Here is a 13511-nt window from a genome sequence, read left to right on the forward strand (position 1 = left end):
GGTGGCGACGACGCGCCCGGCCGACCAGCCCGCCGCCTCCAATGGCGCCGCCAAGCCGGCCGACGCCTCGCGTCCGGCCGAAAAGCCCGCCACGCGCCCGGCCGAGAAGCCGGTGGCCGACCCAATCGCCGAGATCGCCCAGGCTGACGCCAACAAGGTGGGTTACCTGCTCCAGGTGGGCGCCTTCCGCTCGCAGGACGACGCGGACCGCCAGAAGGCCAATCTGGCCATGCAGGGCTTCGAGGCCAAGGTGACCGAGCGCGATGTCAACGGGGTGAAGATGTACCGCGTTCGTCTGGGGCCGTTCAACCGTATCGAGGACATGAACCGGGCGCGCGACCGCCTGCAATCGAACGGTTTCGAAGCTTCGGTGATCCGCTTTACAAAGCAGTAACATGGCGGGCGGCGCCGCGGAGGAACCGGGCGCCGCCGCACTTGTCTTAACGGTCGGCTCGCCGCGTGCGGGCCATCCCCCTGATCTCTCTGACCTATCAGAAGGCCCTTCGAAGATGAAGAAAATCGCCGCTTTCCTCGCCACTGTCGCCGCCGTGGGCGGTCTGCTGATGACTGCGCCCGCAGCCATGGCCGCACCGGCCGAGGGCAAGGACTACACGGTGCTGAAGTCGCCCCAGCCGGTGCCGGCGGGCAAGATCGAAGTGACCGAGTTCTTCTGGTACGGCTGCCCGCACTGCTACGACTTCGAGCCGGAGCTGGAAGCCTGGGCCGGCAAGCAGGGCAAGGACGTGGTGTTCAAGCGCGTGCCGGTGGCCTTCCGCGACGACCTGCTGCCGCACACCAAGATCTTCTATGCGCTGGAGTCGCTGGGCAAGCTGGACGCGCTGCACGGCAAGGTGTTCGAGGCGATCCACAAGGACCGCAAGCGCATGCTGAGCACCGACGAGATCGCCGATTTCATGGCCAAGAACGGCATCGACCGCAAGCAGTGGCTCGATACCTACAACTCGTTCACGGTGACCACGAACGCCCAGCGCGCCAACAAGATCGCCGATTCGTACAAGATCGAGGGTGTGCCGACCGTGGTGGTGCAGGGCAAGTACGAGACTTCGCCGAGCATCGCCGGGACCAAGCCGGCTGCCATCCAGGCCCTGGATACCCTGGTTACCGGCGTGCGCGCGAAGAAGCTCTGATCCGCGCGGCATGACCCCAGACGGCCCGGTGCGCGAGACGCGTGCCGGGCCGTTTTGCATGGCCCGGGCCGTTCCATCCCTCCGTATTCACTATATTGATCCGATGCGACCCCTGAAAGTCTTCCTTACCGGCGCATCGAGCGGCATTGGCCAGGCGCTCGCACGCGCCTACGCGGCGCAGGGCGCCGTGCTCGGGCTGGTGGGCCGGCGTGAGGCCGCCCTGCGTGACTTCGCCGCCTCCCTGCCCAACCCCAACGCGGTACGCATCTATGCGGCCGATGTGCGCGATGCGGATGCCATGCACGCCGCCGCCACCGACTTTCTTGTCCATTTCGGCTGCCCCGACGTGGTGATCGCCAACGCGGGGATCTCCGTGGGCACCGTGGCCAGCGAGCGCGAGGATCTGGACGACTTCCGGCTGGTCATGGACACCAACTGGTTCGGCACCCTGACCACCTTCCAGCCCTTCCTGCACCCGATGCGCGAGCGCGCGCCCGGCGCCGGCGGCTGGCGCGGCACGCTGGTGGGCATCGCCAGCGTGGCCGGCGTGCGGGGGCTGCCTGGCGGCGGGGCCTACAGCGCCTCGAAGTCTGCCGTGGTCAAGCTGCTGGAAAGCCTGCGGCTGGAGCAGGCGCGGCACCGCATCCGCGTGGTGACCATCGCCCCAGGCTATATCCGTACGCCGATGACGGCGCACAACCCGTACCGCATGCCGTTCCTGATGGATGCCGATGTCTTCGCGCGCAAGGCCATCCGCCGGATTGCCGCCGGCACGCGCTACAAGGTGATTCCGTGGCAGATGGGGGTGGTGGCGTCGATCCTGCACGTGATGCCAATGTGGCTCTATGACAAGCTGTTCGCCCGCGCGCCGCGCAAGCCACGCAAGGCGGACCGCGCCGGCAGGGGAGACGCCTGATGTGGGCCGACGCCCTCGGGCAGGCCCACGGCCCGGCCAGTGGCGAGGTCCGCATCGCCTCGCTGGTGCCGTCCGTGACCGAGTTGCTGTTCGATCTCGGCCTGGCTGACCGCATGGTGGCCCGCACCGGCTTCTGCATCCATCCCGAGCCGGCGGTGCGGGCGGTGGAGAAGGTCGGCGGGACCAAGGACGTCAAGCTGGACAAGCTGCGGGCGCTGGCGCCGACCCACGTGGTGGTCAATATCGACGAGAACCGGCGCGAAACCGTGGACGAGATCCGCACCTTCGTGCCGCACGTGATCGTGACCCACCCGTGCGCGCCCGAGGACAACTTCGCGCTGTACCGGCTGCTGGGCGGCATTTTCAACAAAGTGCAACAGGCGGAGGGGCTGGCGCAGGCGCTCCAGGCCGAACTCGAGGCGATCCGCGCCCGGCGTTGGCCCGCGCGCACCGTGCTGTACGCGATCTGGCAGGACCCGTGGATGACGGTATCGCGCGCCACCTATATCAGCCGGATGCTCGCGCTGGTGAACTGGGCCACCTGGCCCGATGACGGCGCGGACCTCGCGGCCTGCGTCGATGGGGATTGCAGCCGGCCGAACGCGCCCGGCGAGCGCTATCCCACCTTTCGCTGGAGCGACGCGCTGGTGCGCGAGCTGGACGCCGTGCTGCTGTCGACCGAGCCGTACCGCTTCACCGAGGACCATGCCGATGCGCTCGAGCGCCAGATCGGCAGGCCGGTGATGCTGGTGGATGGCGAGATGCTGTCCTGGTACGGCAGCCGCGCCGTGGCCGGCGTGCGCTACCTCAGGACCCTCGCCGAGTCATTCTGAGACGTTTGGGCGTCAGGCCGCCCGGAAGCGGACGATGCCGTCGTCGCCGCATTCGCGCACAAGCTGGCCGCGATGCCAGAGCGCGTGCAGGTGCGCCAGCGCCTCGCCCATCGCGAAGGTCAGCTGGTGGATGTCGAACTGGCGCCGGAAGATCACGCCAACGATGTCGTGCGCATGGCACGGCTTCTCGGCACAGGCGGCCAGCGTCTCGGCCAGGCGGTCCACATGGTGCTCCTGCAACTGGCGGATGCGGGTGTGCAGGTTGCGGAACGGGCGGCCGTGCGACGGCAGGATCAGCACGTCGGCGGGCAGGTCTTCGTACTTGTCCAATGAGTCGAGGTAGAGCTGGAGCGGATTGGCCTCCGGCTCCATGTCGAACACGCTGACGTTGGTCGAGATGCGCGGCAGCACCATGTCGCCCGAGATCAGCACGTTGTTGGCGGCGTTGTAGAGCGCCACGTGCTCCGGGGCGTGGCCGAAGCCGGAGATCACGCGCCAGCCGGCCGTGGCCGGATCGGCGCCGATGTCCACGGTGTCCTCGTCCATCAGGCGGCGGTACTGTGTGGGCACCTCGGGCACCATCGACGGATAGTAGGCCTTGCGGGCGCGCAGCTTTTCCAGGTTGTCCGGGTCCGTCAGGCCGTGGCGGGCGAAGTGGCTCGCCGCGAAGTCGCCGCCGGCGTTCGAGCCGACGCCGCTGCCGCCCGACATCACGCGCGCGGTCATGTAGTCGCCCAGGCTCATCCACAGCCGCACATCCCAGTGCTTGCAGAGCCAGTGCGCCAGCCCCACGTGGTCCGGGTGGCAATGGGTCACCAGCACGCGCAGCACGGGCAGGCCGTCCAGCTCGTTGGCGAAGATGGTCTCCCAGTGCCCCTTGATGATGTCGTTGGTGATGCCGCAGTCGATGATGGTCCAGCCGTCCCGCCCGTCCAGGCGGTCGCGCAGGAGCCACAGGTTGATGTGGTCGAGCGCGAAGGGCAGCGGCATGCGCAGCCAGAAGACGCCGGGCGCCACTTCCTGGCGCGTGCCGGGCGCCGGCATGGTCTCGTCAAACGGGTATTGGAGCTGGCTTTCGAGTGCGTTCATGGGGCGTGTCTCGGTCGAATCCGGCGCCTTCGGGTGCAGCGGGGCACCGGGCGCTCTATGGGGGCATGTTGTCCAGTCATTGTCAGCGGCGGCACTTGACGCTAACGTTAACGTCAATCGTCGCGGCCTGCTCGTCATCTTAGACCAAAACTTGACCGCGCAACGAACGACCGTTCACTTTCCTGGGCGCATCATGCCGGCACAGCCATCCCCCGCCACCTACACCATTACCGACCTCGCGCGCGAGTTCGACGTCACCCCGCGCGCGATCCGGTTCTACGAGGATCAGGGCCTGCTCTCGCCTGACCGCGAGGGCCCGGGCGGGCGCAAGCGCGTCTATAACGGACGCGAGCGCACCCGCCTCAAGCTCACGCTGCGCGGTAAAAGGTTAGGGCTTACTCTCAACGAGATCCGCGAAATTCTGGATCTCTACGAGTCGCCACGCGATACCGCACCGCAGTTGGAGCGCTTTCTGGGCGCACTGTCGCAACACCGGGAAGTCCTGGAGCGCCAGATGGAAGACCTCCAGGCCCAGCTTGCGGAGATCGACCAGCACGAGCGCCATTGCCGGACGCTGCTGGCGGCACATGGTGAGGCCCCGAAGACCAGAACCGCCTGATGCCGCACTTTTAGCCATCCGCCTTCGGATGGAATTGACGTTTACGTAAACGTCAATAAAATACGCCCCACAACACCGACACGAACAGACAGGAGACCGACATGACCGAACTGCCAGGCCTGAGATTCGATCTGGGCGAGGACATCGAGATGCTGCGCGCCTCCGTGCGCAGCTGGGCGCAGGCCGAACTGGCGCCGCGCGCGGCCGAGATCGACCGGTCGGACCAGTTCCCGATGGATGCCTGGAAGAAGATGGGCGACCTCGGCGTGCTGGGCATCACCGTGGCCGAGGAGTACGGCGGCGCGAACATGGGCTACCTCGCCCATATGATCGCGATGGAGGAGATCAGCCGCGCGTCGGCGTCGGTCGGGCTGTCCTACGGCGCGCACTCGAATCTGTGCGTGAACCAGATCCACCGCAATGGCTCGGCCGCCCAGAAGGCGAAATACCTGCCCAAGCTGGTGTCGGGGGACTGGATCGGCGCGCTGGCGATGAGCGAGCCGAACGCGGGGTCGGACGTGGTCAGCATGAAGCTGCGCGCTGACTTCAAGGGCGACCGCTATGTCCTGAACGGCACCAAGATGTGGATCACCAACGGGCCGGACTGCGACGTGCTGGTGGTCTACGCCAAGACCGAGCCGGACCTCGGCGCGCGCGGCATGACGGCGTTTATCGTCGAGAAAGGCATGAAGGGCTTCTCGGTGGCGCAGAAGCTGGACAAGCTGGGCATGCGCGGCTCCCACACGGGCGAACTGGTGTTCGAGAACGTGGAGGTGCCGGTGGAGAACATCCTCGGCGCCGAGAACGGCGGCGCCAAGGTGCTGATGAGCGGGCTCGACTACGAGCGCGCCGTGCTGTCCGGCGGCCCGGTCGGCATCATGCAGGCGTGCATGGACGTGGTGACACCGTACATCCACGACCGCAAGCAGTTCGGTCAGAGCATCGGCGAGTTCCAGCTGATCCAGGGCAAGGTGGCGGACATGTACACCACGCTCCAGGCCGCGCGCAGCTATTTGTATACCGTAGGCAAGAACCTGGATTCGCTGGGCAGCGGGCATGTGCGCCAGGTCCGCAAGGACTGCGCCGCGGTGATTCTCTACACGGCGGAAAAGGCCACGTGGATGGCTGGGGAGTCGGTGCAGATCCTGGGCGGCAACGGCTATATCAACGACTACCCCACCGGCCGGCTGTGGCGCGATGCCAAGCTGTACGAGATTGGCGCGGGCACGTCGGAGATCCGCCGGATGCTGATCGGCCGGGAGCTGTTTGCCGAGACGATGTGATCGAATGTGATCTAAGCATCGCTCAACCGGTCCTGACGAACCCCTTTACAATTCCCTGACTCCTTACCGCACCGCAGCCGCCGCCCTCGACCATGTCGCACTTCCCCAAGCTGCTCTCGTCGCAGATTGCCTACGATGTGGCGCGGACCATGCTGGACGGCTTCGACAAGCACTACCGGCTGTTCCGCGAGGTCAGCCACGCGGCCAAGCTGCGCTTCGAGGCAGGGGATTGGCACGGGCTGCAGCAGCTCCAGCGTGACCGCATCGCGTTCTATAACGAGCGCGTGCGCGAGACCACGGTGGTCCTTGAGGACGAGTATGACGCCGCGCGGATCGAGGACGGCATCTGGCAGCAGGTCAAGCTGCACTACATCGGCCTGCTGACCAAGCACCACCAGCCCGAGCTGGCCGAGACCTTCTTCAACTCGGTCTGCACGCGGATCCTGCACCGCTCGTACTTCAACAACGATTTCATCTTCGTGCGGCCCGCCATCTCGACCGAATACATCGAGAACGAGGAATCGCCGACGCGCCCCACCTACCGCGCCTACTACCCGGGCAGCCGCGAAGGCATGGCCGCCTGTTTCGAGCGGATGGTGCACAACTACCAGCTGGAGCGGCCGTTCGAGGACCTGGCGCGGGATATCGGCTACGTGGTGCGCGCCTTCACCGAACACCTGGGCGAGGCGCGGATTGCGCCGAACTTCCAGATACACGCGCTATCGTCGCTGTTCTTCCGCAACAAGGCCGCCGTGATCGTCGGCCGGGTGCTGAACGGCGACCAGACCTACCCGCTGGCGATCCCGATCATCCACGGCCCGACCGGCCAGCTCGTGCTGGACACCGTGCTGCTGCGTCCGGAACAGCTGCTGATCCTGTTCTCGTTCTCGCATGCCTATTTCATGGTCGACATGGAGATCCCGTCGGCCTACGTGACCTTCCTGCGCGACATCCTGCCGCGCAAGCCGCGCGGGGAGATCTACACCGCGCTGGGCTTGCAGAAGCAGGGCAAGAACCTGTTCTACCGCGACTTCCTCCACCATCTGCAGCATTCGTCGGACAAGTTCGTGGTCGCGCCCGGCATCCGGGGGCTGGTGATGCTGGTGTTCACGCTGCCGTCGTTCCCCTACGTGTTCAAGGTCATCCGTGATGTCTTCGCCCCGCCGAAGGAAACCACGCGCGCGCTGGTGGAGTCGAAATACCAGCTCGTGAAGCAGCACGACCGGGTGGGGCGCATGGCCGATACGCTGGAGTATTCGGACGTGGCCTTCCCGCTGTCGCGCTTCGACGAATCGCTGGTGCGCGAGCTGGAAGCCCACGCGCCGTCGATGATCGAGTACCAGCGCGGCCGCGACGGCGGGCAGGAGATCGTGGTGCGGCACGTCTATATCGAGCGCCGCATGACGCCGCTCAACCTCTGGCTCCAGGAGGGTACCGACGAGCAGGTCGAGCACGGCATCGTCGAGTACGGCAACGCGGTCAAGGAACTGATTGCCGCCAATATCTTCCCGGGGGACATGCTCTACAAGAACTTCGGCGTCACGCGCCACGGGCGCGTGGTGTTCTACGACTATGACGAGATCGAGTACCTGACCGATTGCAACATCCGCCGCGTGCCCGAGCCGCGCAACGAGGAAGAGGAAATGTCGGGCGAGGTGTGGTACACCGTACGTCCGCACGACATCTTTCCGGAAACGTTCCGCACGTTCCTGCTCGGCGACCCACGCGTGCGCGCCGCCTTCCTGCGGCACCACGAGGATTTCTTCGATGCTGCCATGTGGCAGCACCATAAGGACCGGCTGATGGCCGGACACGTCCATGACTTTTTTGCCTATCAGAGTAAAGACCGCTTCATCCACCGCTACGGCCCCGGCGCCGACGACCACCACGCAGATTATCCAAGGAGGGCGGCATGACTGACGCCATCGCGCAACTGTTCAAGAACAACCGCGACTGGGTGGACCGCGTCAACGCGGAAGACCCCACCTTCTTCACGCGCCTGGCCAACCAGCAGGCGCCCGAGTACCTGTGGATCGGCTGTTCCGATTCGCGCGTGCCGGCCAACCAGATCCTCGGACTGGCGCCGGGCGAGGTGTTTGTCCATCGCAATATCGCCAATGTGATCTCGCACAGCGACCTGAACGCGCTGTCCGTGCTCCAGTTCGCCGTGGAGGTGCTCAAGGTGCGCCACATCACCGTGGTGGGCCACTACGGCTGCGGCGGCGTGAAGGTGGCGCTCAAGCGCGAGCGCGTGGGCCTGGCCGACAACTGGCTGCGCCACGTGCAGGACGTGGCGGACAAGCACGCGGCCTACCTCGGCACGGTGCTGCGCGAGGATGATGCCCACACGCGGCTGTGCGAGCTGAACGTGATCGAGCAGGTCAACAACGTCTGCCAGACCACGGTGCTCCAGGACGCCTGGGACCGTGGCCAGGCCGTGACGGTGCATGGCTGGGTCTACGGCGTGTCCGATGGCCTGCTGCGCGACCTCGGCATGGCCGCCAGCAACAACGAGGAACTGCAAGAACAACTGGCCGCGGCCTATCGCCAGTACGGCGACCCCCCGCAGGCCTCGATCCGCTGATTTTCAAGACAGTACGAACCGGTATTCAGGAGACAACCATGCAAGACCCGATCGTCATCGTATCCGCCGCCCGCACGCCCATGGGCGCGTTCCAGAGCGAGTTGAGCAGCCTGACGGCGCCGCAACTTGGCGCCGCGGCCATCCGCGCCGCCGTGGAGCGCGCCGGCCTGAAGCCGGAGCAGGTGCAGGAAGTGGTATTCGGCTGCGTGCTGCCGGCCGGCCAGGGGCAGGCGCCCGCGCGCCAGGCGGCGCTCGGCGCCGGGCTGCCGCTGGACGTGGCCTGCACCACGGTCAACAAGATGTGCGGGTCGGGCATGCGCGCGGCGATGACGGTCTTCGACGGCCTGCTGGCCGGTTCGTTCGAGATCGCCATCGCGGGCGGCATGGAAAGCATGACCAACGCGCCGTACCTGATTCCGAAGGGGCGCGGCGGCTACCGCATCGGTCACGGCATGATCTACGACCACATGATGCTGGACGGCCTGGAAGACGCCTACTCTCGTGACGAAAAAGGCGGGGGCCGCGCGATGGGCACCTTCGGCGAAGACTGTGCCGCCAAGTACGCCTTCACCCGCGCGCAGCAGGACGAATTCGCGATGGAGTCCGTGCGCCGCGCCCAGCAGGCCACCGAGAGCGGCGCCTTCCGCTGGGAAATCACCCCGGTGACGGTGTCCGGCAAGGCGGGCGACACGGTGATCGACACCGACGAAGGCCCGCGCCGCATCAAGGTGGACAAGATCCCGTCGCTGAAGCCGGCGTTCGCCAAGGACGGCACGATCACGGCGGCCTCGTCCTCATCGATCAACGACGGCGCCGCCGCGCTGGTGATGATGCGCGCATCGACGGCGAAGTCGCTCGGCCTGCAGCCGCTGGCGCGCATGCTCGGCCATACCTCGCACGCACAGGCGCCGGGCTGGTTCACCACGGCGCCGGTGGACGCCATCGCCAAGCTCTACCGCAAGCTGGACTGGACCACCGACAGTGTGGACCTGTTCGAGATCAACGAGGCCTTCGCCGTGGTGCCGATGGCGGCCATGCATGACCTCAAGATTCCGCGCGACAAGGTCAACATTCACGGCGGCGCGTGCGCGCTGGGCCATCCGATTGGCGCCTCGGGCGCGCGCATCATGACCACGCTGATCGGCGCCCTGCGCAAGACCGGCGGCAAGCGCGGCGTGGCCAGCCTCTGCATCGGCGGCGGCGAGGCCACGGCGGTCGGCATCGAAATCGTCTGATTTCCGCCCATCCCCACGACAACCACAGGAGTTCTCCCATGCCCACAGCCCTCGTCCTTGGCGCCTCGCGCGGTCTCGGTCTCGAGTTTGTCCGCCAGTACCGTGCCGACGGCTGGCGCGTCATCGCCGCCGCGCGCAGCGATGAGGGCGTGGCGGCGCTCAAGGCGCTCGGCGCCGAGGCCCACCAGCTGGACCTGACCGACGCCGGCGCGCTGGCCGGGCTGGGCTGGAAGCTCGATGGCGAGTCGTTCGACGTGGCCATCTACAACGCCGGCGTGATCGGTCCGCGCAGCGAAGGTGCGCAACCGGTCGTACGGGAAGACTTCGACGGCGTGATGCACACCAACGTGCTCGGGCCGATGATGGCCCTGCCGCTGATCCTGCCGTTCGTCGAGACCGGCAACCACGGGCGCGGCGGCGTGCTGGCCGTGCTGTCGTCGCGCATGGGCAGCATCGGCACGATGGACAGCAACCGTAGCTGGCTCTACCGCGTCAGCAAGGCCGGCGCCAACGCCGCCCTGAAGGCCGTCTCGCTGGACGCACGCCATGCCATCTGCGTGGCGCTGCACCCCGGCTGGGTGCAGACCGACATGGGCGGCCCCAAGGCCGACCTCACGCCGCAGCAGAGCGTCACCAGCCTGCGCCGCACGCTGGCCGGCCTGACCCAGCGCGACAACGGCAGCTTCCACAACTACGACGGCACCCCGCTCCCCTGGTAAGGGGAGGGAGACAAAGGACACCGGACACCATGCTGCTGACTCCCGAACAGGAAATGATCCGCGATGCCGTGCGGCAGTTCGCGCAGGACGTCATCGCCCCGCAGGCGGCGCAGTGGGACCGCGACAAGACCTTTCCGAAGGCCGTGCACAAGGAACTGGCCGCGCTGGGCTGCTATGGCGTGGCCGTGCCGGAAGAGCTGGGCGGGGCGGGGCTCGACTACCTGTCGCTGGCGCTGATCCTCGAGGAAATTGCCGCCGGGGACGGCGGCACCTCCACCGTCATCAGCGTGAACAACTGCCCGGTGTGCAGCATGCTGATGGCCTTCGCCAACGACGCGCAGAAGCAGCAGTGGCTGGCGCCGCTGGCGCGCGGCGAGATGCTGGGCGCGTTCTGCCTGACCGAGCCGCACGTCGGCTCGGACGCCGCCGCGCTGCGCACCACCGCCCGGCGCGATGGCGACCACTACGTGCTCAACGGCGTGAAGCAGTTCATCACCAGCGGCAAGCACGCCGACGTGGCCATCGTCATGGCCGTGACCGACAAGGGCGCCGGCAAGCGCGGCATCAGCGCCTTCCTGGTGCCCACGTCCACGCCCGGCTATGTCGTGGCGCGCATCGAGGACAAGCTCGGCCAGCATTCGTCCGATACCGCCCAGATTGTGTTCGAGGACTGCCGCATCCCGGCTGAGAACCTGCTGGGCGAGGAGGGCGCCGGCTACAAGATGGCGCTGTCCGGGCTCGAAGGCGGGCGCATCGGCATCGCCTCGCAGAGCATCGGCATGGCCCGCGCCGCGTTCGACGCCGCGCTGGCCTACGCCAAGGAGCGGGAAAGCTTCGGCCAGCCACTGTTCCAGCACCAGGCCGTGCAGTTCCGGCTGGCCGACATGGCTACCCGCATCGACGTGGCGCGCCAGATGGTCTGGCACGCGGCGACGCTCAAGGATGCCGGCCGGCCGTGCCTGAAGGAAGCCGCCATGGCCAAGCTGTTCGCCAGCGAGATGGCCGAGGCGGTCTGCTCGGACGCCATCCAGGTCTTCGGCGGCTACGGCTATGTGAACGATTTCCCGGTCGAGCGCATCTACCGGGACGTGCGCGTGTGCCAGATCTATGAAGGCACGAGCGACATCCAGAAGATCCTCATCGCCCGCGCGCTCGCCTGAGCGCGGGCGGGAAGCGTACTATCGGCAATCGTACTTGTACTATTGGCATTCCCATTAGGCAGTCCCCGTCGCAGTTCCTGACCCCAACGCAAGCGAATCTGACCTGGAGCCCCCTTCGCCATGACCGCACCGATCGACTTCTACTTCGATTTTTCCTCGCCCTACGGCTACTTCGCCAGCACCCGCATCGACGAGATCGCGCAGAAGTACGGCCGCTACGTGGCGTGGCATCCGATCCTGCTGGGCGTGGTGTTCAAGACGACGGGCTCCTCGCCGCTGCCGAGCATCCCGCTCAAGGGCGAATACTGCTGGCGCGACTTCGAGCGCACCGCCGAATTCCACCATATCGACTACAAGCGCCCGACCCACTTCCCGCTGCCCACCCAGCACGCCGCGCGCGCGGTGCTGTGGCTGCAGAACCACCATGGCGCCGATGTGGCCACGGCGTTCGCCAAGGCGGTGTACCGGGCGCTGTTCGTCGATGACCTCAATATCGCCGAGCCGGCGGAGCTGGCCAAGCTGGCCGAGCCGCTGGGCGTCGACCCCATCGCCATGAACGAGGGCGCCACCAGCTACCAGATCAAGGACCAGCTCAAGGCCGAGATCGAGGTGGCGATGGCCAAGGGCGTGTTCGGCTCGCCGTTCGTGATCATCGACGGGGAGCCGTTCTGGGGCTTCGACCGCTTCGAGCAGGTGGAGCAGCACCTCAAGAGCCGGCGGCAGACGGCACAGACCCCGCTGCGCGCCGTCGGCGGCAACGACATCACCAAGGAAAAGAAACCCGCATGACCGCAGCAACCCAGGCCCCTGTGCAGCCCTCCGCCTTCGATTGCGTGATCTTCGACTGTGACGGCGTGCTCGTCGACAGCGAGCCCATCGTCCACCGCGTGCTCAACGAGATGCTCAACGAGCTGGGCATCGCCATCTCGCTGGAGGAGTCGAAGCGCTGGTTCCTCGGCCGCGCCGTGCGCGACGAGCTGGGCAATATCGAGCGCCGGCTGGGCAAGCCGCTGCCCGAGAACTGGCTGTCGACGTGGCTCGCGCGCCGCAACCAGGTGCTGGAGGCCGAGGTGGTGGCCGTGCCGCACGTGCGCGAGGCCATCGAGGCGATCACCGCGCGCGGCCTGCCCGTGTGCGTGGCCTCCGGCGCGGACCGTATCAAGGTGAAGCTGCAACTGACGCGCACCGGGCTGGTCGAGCTGTTCCAGCAGGACGCGCGCGAGCACATCTTCTCCTCCACCGAAGTCGATCGCAGCAAGCCGGCGCCGGACGTCTACCTGCTGGCCGCGCGCACGATGGATGTCGATCCGTCGCGCTGTGTGGTGGTGGAAGACAGCCCCACCGGCGTGACGGCCGGCGTGGCGGCGGGCATGACCGTGCTCGGCTACGCCGCGCTGAACGACGCCCGTGAGCTGCGCCAGGCCGGCGCGCACACCATTTTCACGGACATGCGCCAGTTGCCGGAGCTGATCGGATGAGCCGAAGCCGCCCCATGCGCGCCGGTCCCGAGCCTTGCCCGTGCGGTCATGCCGACTACGCCGCGTGCTGCGGGCGCTTTCATCGCGGTGAGGCGCTGCCGCCCAACGCCGAGGCGCTGATGCGCTCGCGCTACAGCGCCTATGTGAAGGGGCTGGTGGACTGGCTGCGCCAGACCTGGCACGCCACCACCTGCCCGGACGACCTGGCCCCGGAGCGTGAGACGCGCTGGCTCGGGCTGACGGTCAAGGCCCACGCCCAGCAGGACGACACCCACGCCATCGTCGAATTCGTCGCCCGCTACAAGGTGGGCGGCCGCGCGTGGCGGCTGCATGAGCGCAGCCGCTTCGTGTTCGAGCCGCGCGCGGCCGGGGAGACGCCGCGCTGGCTCTATGTCGATGGCGAGATGCTGGGGCAGGACCAAGGGTAGGGATTGGCAGGGAAGCGGG

15 protein-coding genes are annotated in these 13511 nt (G+C 67.1%); 14 read left to right on the top strand and 1 reads right to left on the bottom strand.

Features of this window, described 5'->3' with window-relative positions; translation table 11 throughout:
- The 4 genes from KHO18_RS08565 to KHO18_RS08580 form a co-directional block, all read left to right on the top strand.
- Positions 1 to 394: SPOR domain-containing protein (locus KHO18_RS08565; RefSeq protein WP_211943011.1), on the top strand; the 394-nt coding region annotated here is incomplete at its 5' end.
- Positions 395 to 509: 115 nt separating this feature from the next.
- On the top strand, positions 510 to 1148 hold the full coding sequence (locus tag KHO18_RS08570) for a thiol:disulfide interchange protein DsbA/DsbL (protein WP_144199272.1): 639 nt from the start codon (positions 510 to 512) through the stop codon (positions 1146 to 1148).
- A 103-nt stretch (positions 1149 to 1251) separates the two neighbouring features.
- The gene (locus KHO18_RS08575; protein ID WP_144199270.1) at positions 1252 to 2064 is read left to right on the top strand and encodes an SDR family oxidoreductase; all 813 of its coding nucleotides are present in this window, start codon (positions 1252 to 1254) and stop codon (positions 2062 to 2064) included.
- Positions 2064 to 2897, top strand: a complete 834-nt coding sequence (locus KHO18_RS08580; RefSeq protein ID WP_144199268.1) for a helical backbone metal receptor — start codon at positions 2064 to 2066, stop codon at positions 2895 to 2897. Before KHO18_RS08575 ends, KHO18_RS08580 begins: the two co-directional genes overlap by 1 nt.
- A gap of 12 nt (positions 2898 to 2909) precedes the next feature.
- Here the strand turns inward: KHO18_RS08580 and KHO18_RS08585 are convergent, their stop codons facing one another.
- Complete coding sequence (locus KHO18_RS08585; protein WP_211943012.1) at positions 2910 to 3986, bottom strand: MBL fold metallo-hydrolase; 1077 nt, start codon at positions 3984 to 3986, stop codon at positions 2910 to 2912.
- Positions 3987 to 4179: 193 nt separating this feature from the next.
- Here KHO18_RS08585 and KHO18_RS08590 point away from each other — a divergent pair, with 193 nt between their 5' ends.
- The 10 genes from KHO18_RS08590 to KHO18_RS08635 all read left to right on the top strand — a co-directional run bounded on the left by KHO18_RS08590 (position 4180) and on the right by KHO18_RS08635 (position 13492).
- Positions 4180 to 4605: a MerR family transcriptional regulator gene (locus KHO18_RS08590; RefSeq protein WP_211943013.1), complete on the top strand. Its 426-nt coding sequence runs from the start codon at positions 4180 to 4182 to the stop codon at positions 4603 to 4605.
- Between the two features lie 101 nt (positions 4606 to 4706).
- Positions 4707 to 5888, top strand: a complete 1182-nt coding sequence (locus KHO18_RS08595) for an isovaleryl-CoA dehydrogenase (protein WP_144199264.1) — start codon at positions 4707 to 4709, stop codon at positions 5886 to 5888.
- 92 nt (positions 5889 to 5980) lie between these two features.
- Positions 5981 to 7804 (top strand): bifunctional isocitrate dehydrogenase kinase/phosphatase, encoded by a 1824-nt coding sequence (aceK, locus tag KHO18_RS08600; RefSeq protein WP_144199262.1) that lies wholly within the window; start codon positions 5981 to 5983, stop codon positions 7802 to 7804.
- Positions 7801 to 8472, top strand: coding sequence for a carbonate dehydratase (gene can, locus KHO18_RS08605; RefSeq protein WP_144199260.1), 672 nt, complete (start codon positions 7801 to 7803; stop codon positions 8470 to 8472). Before aceK ends, can begins: the two co-directional genes overlap by 4 nt.
- A 38-nt stretch (positions 8473 to 8510) precedes the next feature.
- Complete coding sequence (locus KHO18_RS08610; protein ID WP_144199258.1) at positions 8511 to 9707, top strand: acetyl-CoA C-acetyltransferase; 1197 nt, start codon at positions 8511 to 8513, stop codon at positions 9705 to 9707.
- Between the two features lie 38 nt (positions 9708 to 9745).
- Positions 9746 to 10426: an SDR family oxidoreductase gene (locus KHO18_RS08615; protein WP_144199256.1), complete on the top strand. Its 681-nt coding sequence runs from the start codon at positions 9746 to 9748 to the stop codon at positions 10424 to 10426.
- A 29-nt stretch (positions 10427 to 10455) separates the two neighbouring features.
- Positions 10456 to 11586, top strand: a complete 1131-nt coding sequence (locus KHO18_RS08620; RefSeq protein WP_211943014.1) for an acyl-CoA dehydrogenase family protein — start codon at positions 10456 to 10458, stop codon at positions 11584 to 11586.
- Positions 11587 to 11706: 120 nt separating this feature from the next.
- A complete protein-coding gene (locus tag KHO18_RS08625) occupies positions 11707 to 12375 on the top strand; it encodes a 2-hydroxychromene-2-carboxylate isomerase (protein ID WP_144199252.1) in 669 nt (222 codons plus the stop codon).
- Positions 12372 to 13064 carry an HAD family hydrolase gene (locus KHO18_RS08630; protein ID WP_144199250.1) on the top strand — a complete coding sequence of 231 codons (693 nt, stop codon included), beginning with the start codon at positions 12372 to 12374 and terminating at the stop codon, positions 13062 to 13064. Before KHO18_RS08625 ends, KHO18_RS08630 begins: the two co-directional genes overlap by 4 nt.
- Complete coding sequence (locus KHO18_RS08635; RefSeq protein ID WP_211943015.1) at positions 13061 to 13492, top strand: YchJ family metal-binding protein; 432 nt, start codon at positions 13061 to 13063, stop codon at positions 13490 to 13492. Before KHO18_RS08630 ends, KHO18_RS08635 begins: the two co-directional genes overlap by 4 nt.
- The last annotated feature ends 19 nt before the right edge of the window (positions 13493 to 13511 follow it).

The organism is Cupriavidus campinensis, from assembly GCF_905397395.1.
GTDB lineage: Bacteria > Pseudomonadota > Gammaproteobacteria > Burkholderiales > Burkholderiaceae > Cupriavidus > Cupriavidus campinensis.

Excerpts from the sequence above, each read along its gene's own strand:
- KHO18_RS08615 (WP_144199256.1), top strand. The coding sequence starts at position 9,746 with ATGCCCACAGCCCTCGTCCTTGGCGCCTCGCGCGGTCTCGGTCTCGAG.
- KHO18_RS08610 (WP_144199258.1), top strand. The coding sequence starts at position 8,511 with ATGCAAGACCCGATCGTCATCGTATCCGCCGCCCGCACGCCCATGGGC.
- KHO18_RS08630 (WP_144199250.1), top strand. The coding sequence starts at position 12,372 with ATGACCGCAGCAACCCAGGCCCCTGTGCAGCCCTCCGCCTTCGATTGC.
- KHO18_RS08595 (WP_144199264.1), top strand. The coding sequence starts at position 4,707 with ATGACCGAACTGCCAGGCCTGAGATTCGATCTGGGCGAGGACATCGAG.
- KHO18_RS08635 (WP_211943015.1), top strand. The coding sequence starts at position 13,061 with ATGAGCCGAAGCCGCCCCATGCGCGCCGGTCCCGAGCCTTGCCCGTGC.
- aceK (WP_144199262.1), top strand. The coding sequence starts at position 5,981 with ATGTCGCACTTCCCCAAGCTGCTCTCGTCGCAGATTGCCTACGATGTG.
- KHO18_RS08580 (WP_144199268.1), top strand. The coding sequence starts at position 2,064 with ATGTGGGCCGACGCCCTCGGGCAGGCCCACGGCCCGGCCAGTGGCGAG.
- KHO18_RS08585 (WP_211943012.1), bottom strand. The coding sequence starts at position 3,986 with ATGAACGCACTCGAAAGCCAGCTCCAATACCCGTTTGACGAGACCATG.
- KHO18_RS08620 (WP_211943014.1), top strand. The coding sequence starts at position 10,456 with ATGCTGCTGACTCCCGAACAGGAAATGATCCGCGATGCCGTGCGGCAG.
- can (WP_144199260.1), top strand. The coding sequence starts at position 7,801 with ATGACTGACGCCATCGCGCAACTGTTCAAGAACAACCGCGACTGGGTG.
- KHO18_RS08590 (WP_211943013.1), top strand. The coding sequence starts at position 4,180 with ATGCCGGCACAGCCATCCCCCGCCACCTACACCATTACCGACCTCGCG.
- KHO18_RS08570 (WP_144199272.1), top strand. The coding sequence starts at position 510 with ATGAAGAAAATCGCCGCTTTCCTCGCCACTGTCGCCGCCGTGGGCGGT.
- KHO18_RS08575 (WP_144199270.1), top strand. The coding sequence starts at position 1,252 with ATGCGACCCCTGAAAGTCTTCCTTACCGGCGCATCGAGCGGCATTGGC.
- KHO18_RS08625 (WP_144199252.1), top strand. The coding sequence starts at position 11,707 with ATGACCGCACCGATCGACTTCTACTTCGATTTTTCCTCGCCCTACGGC.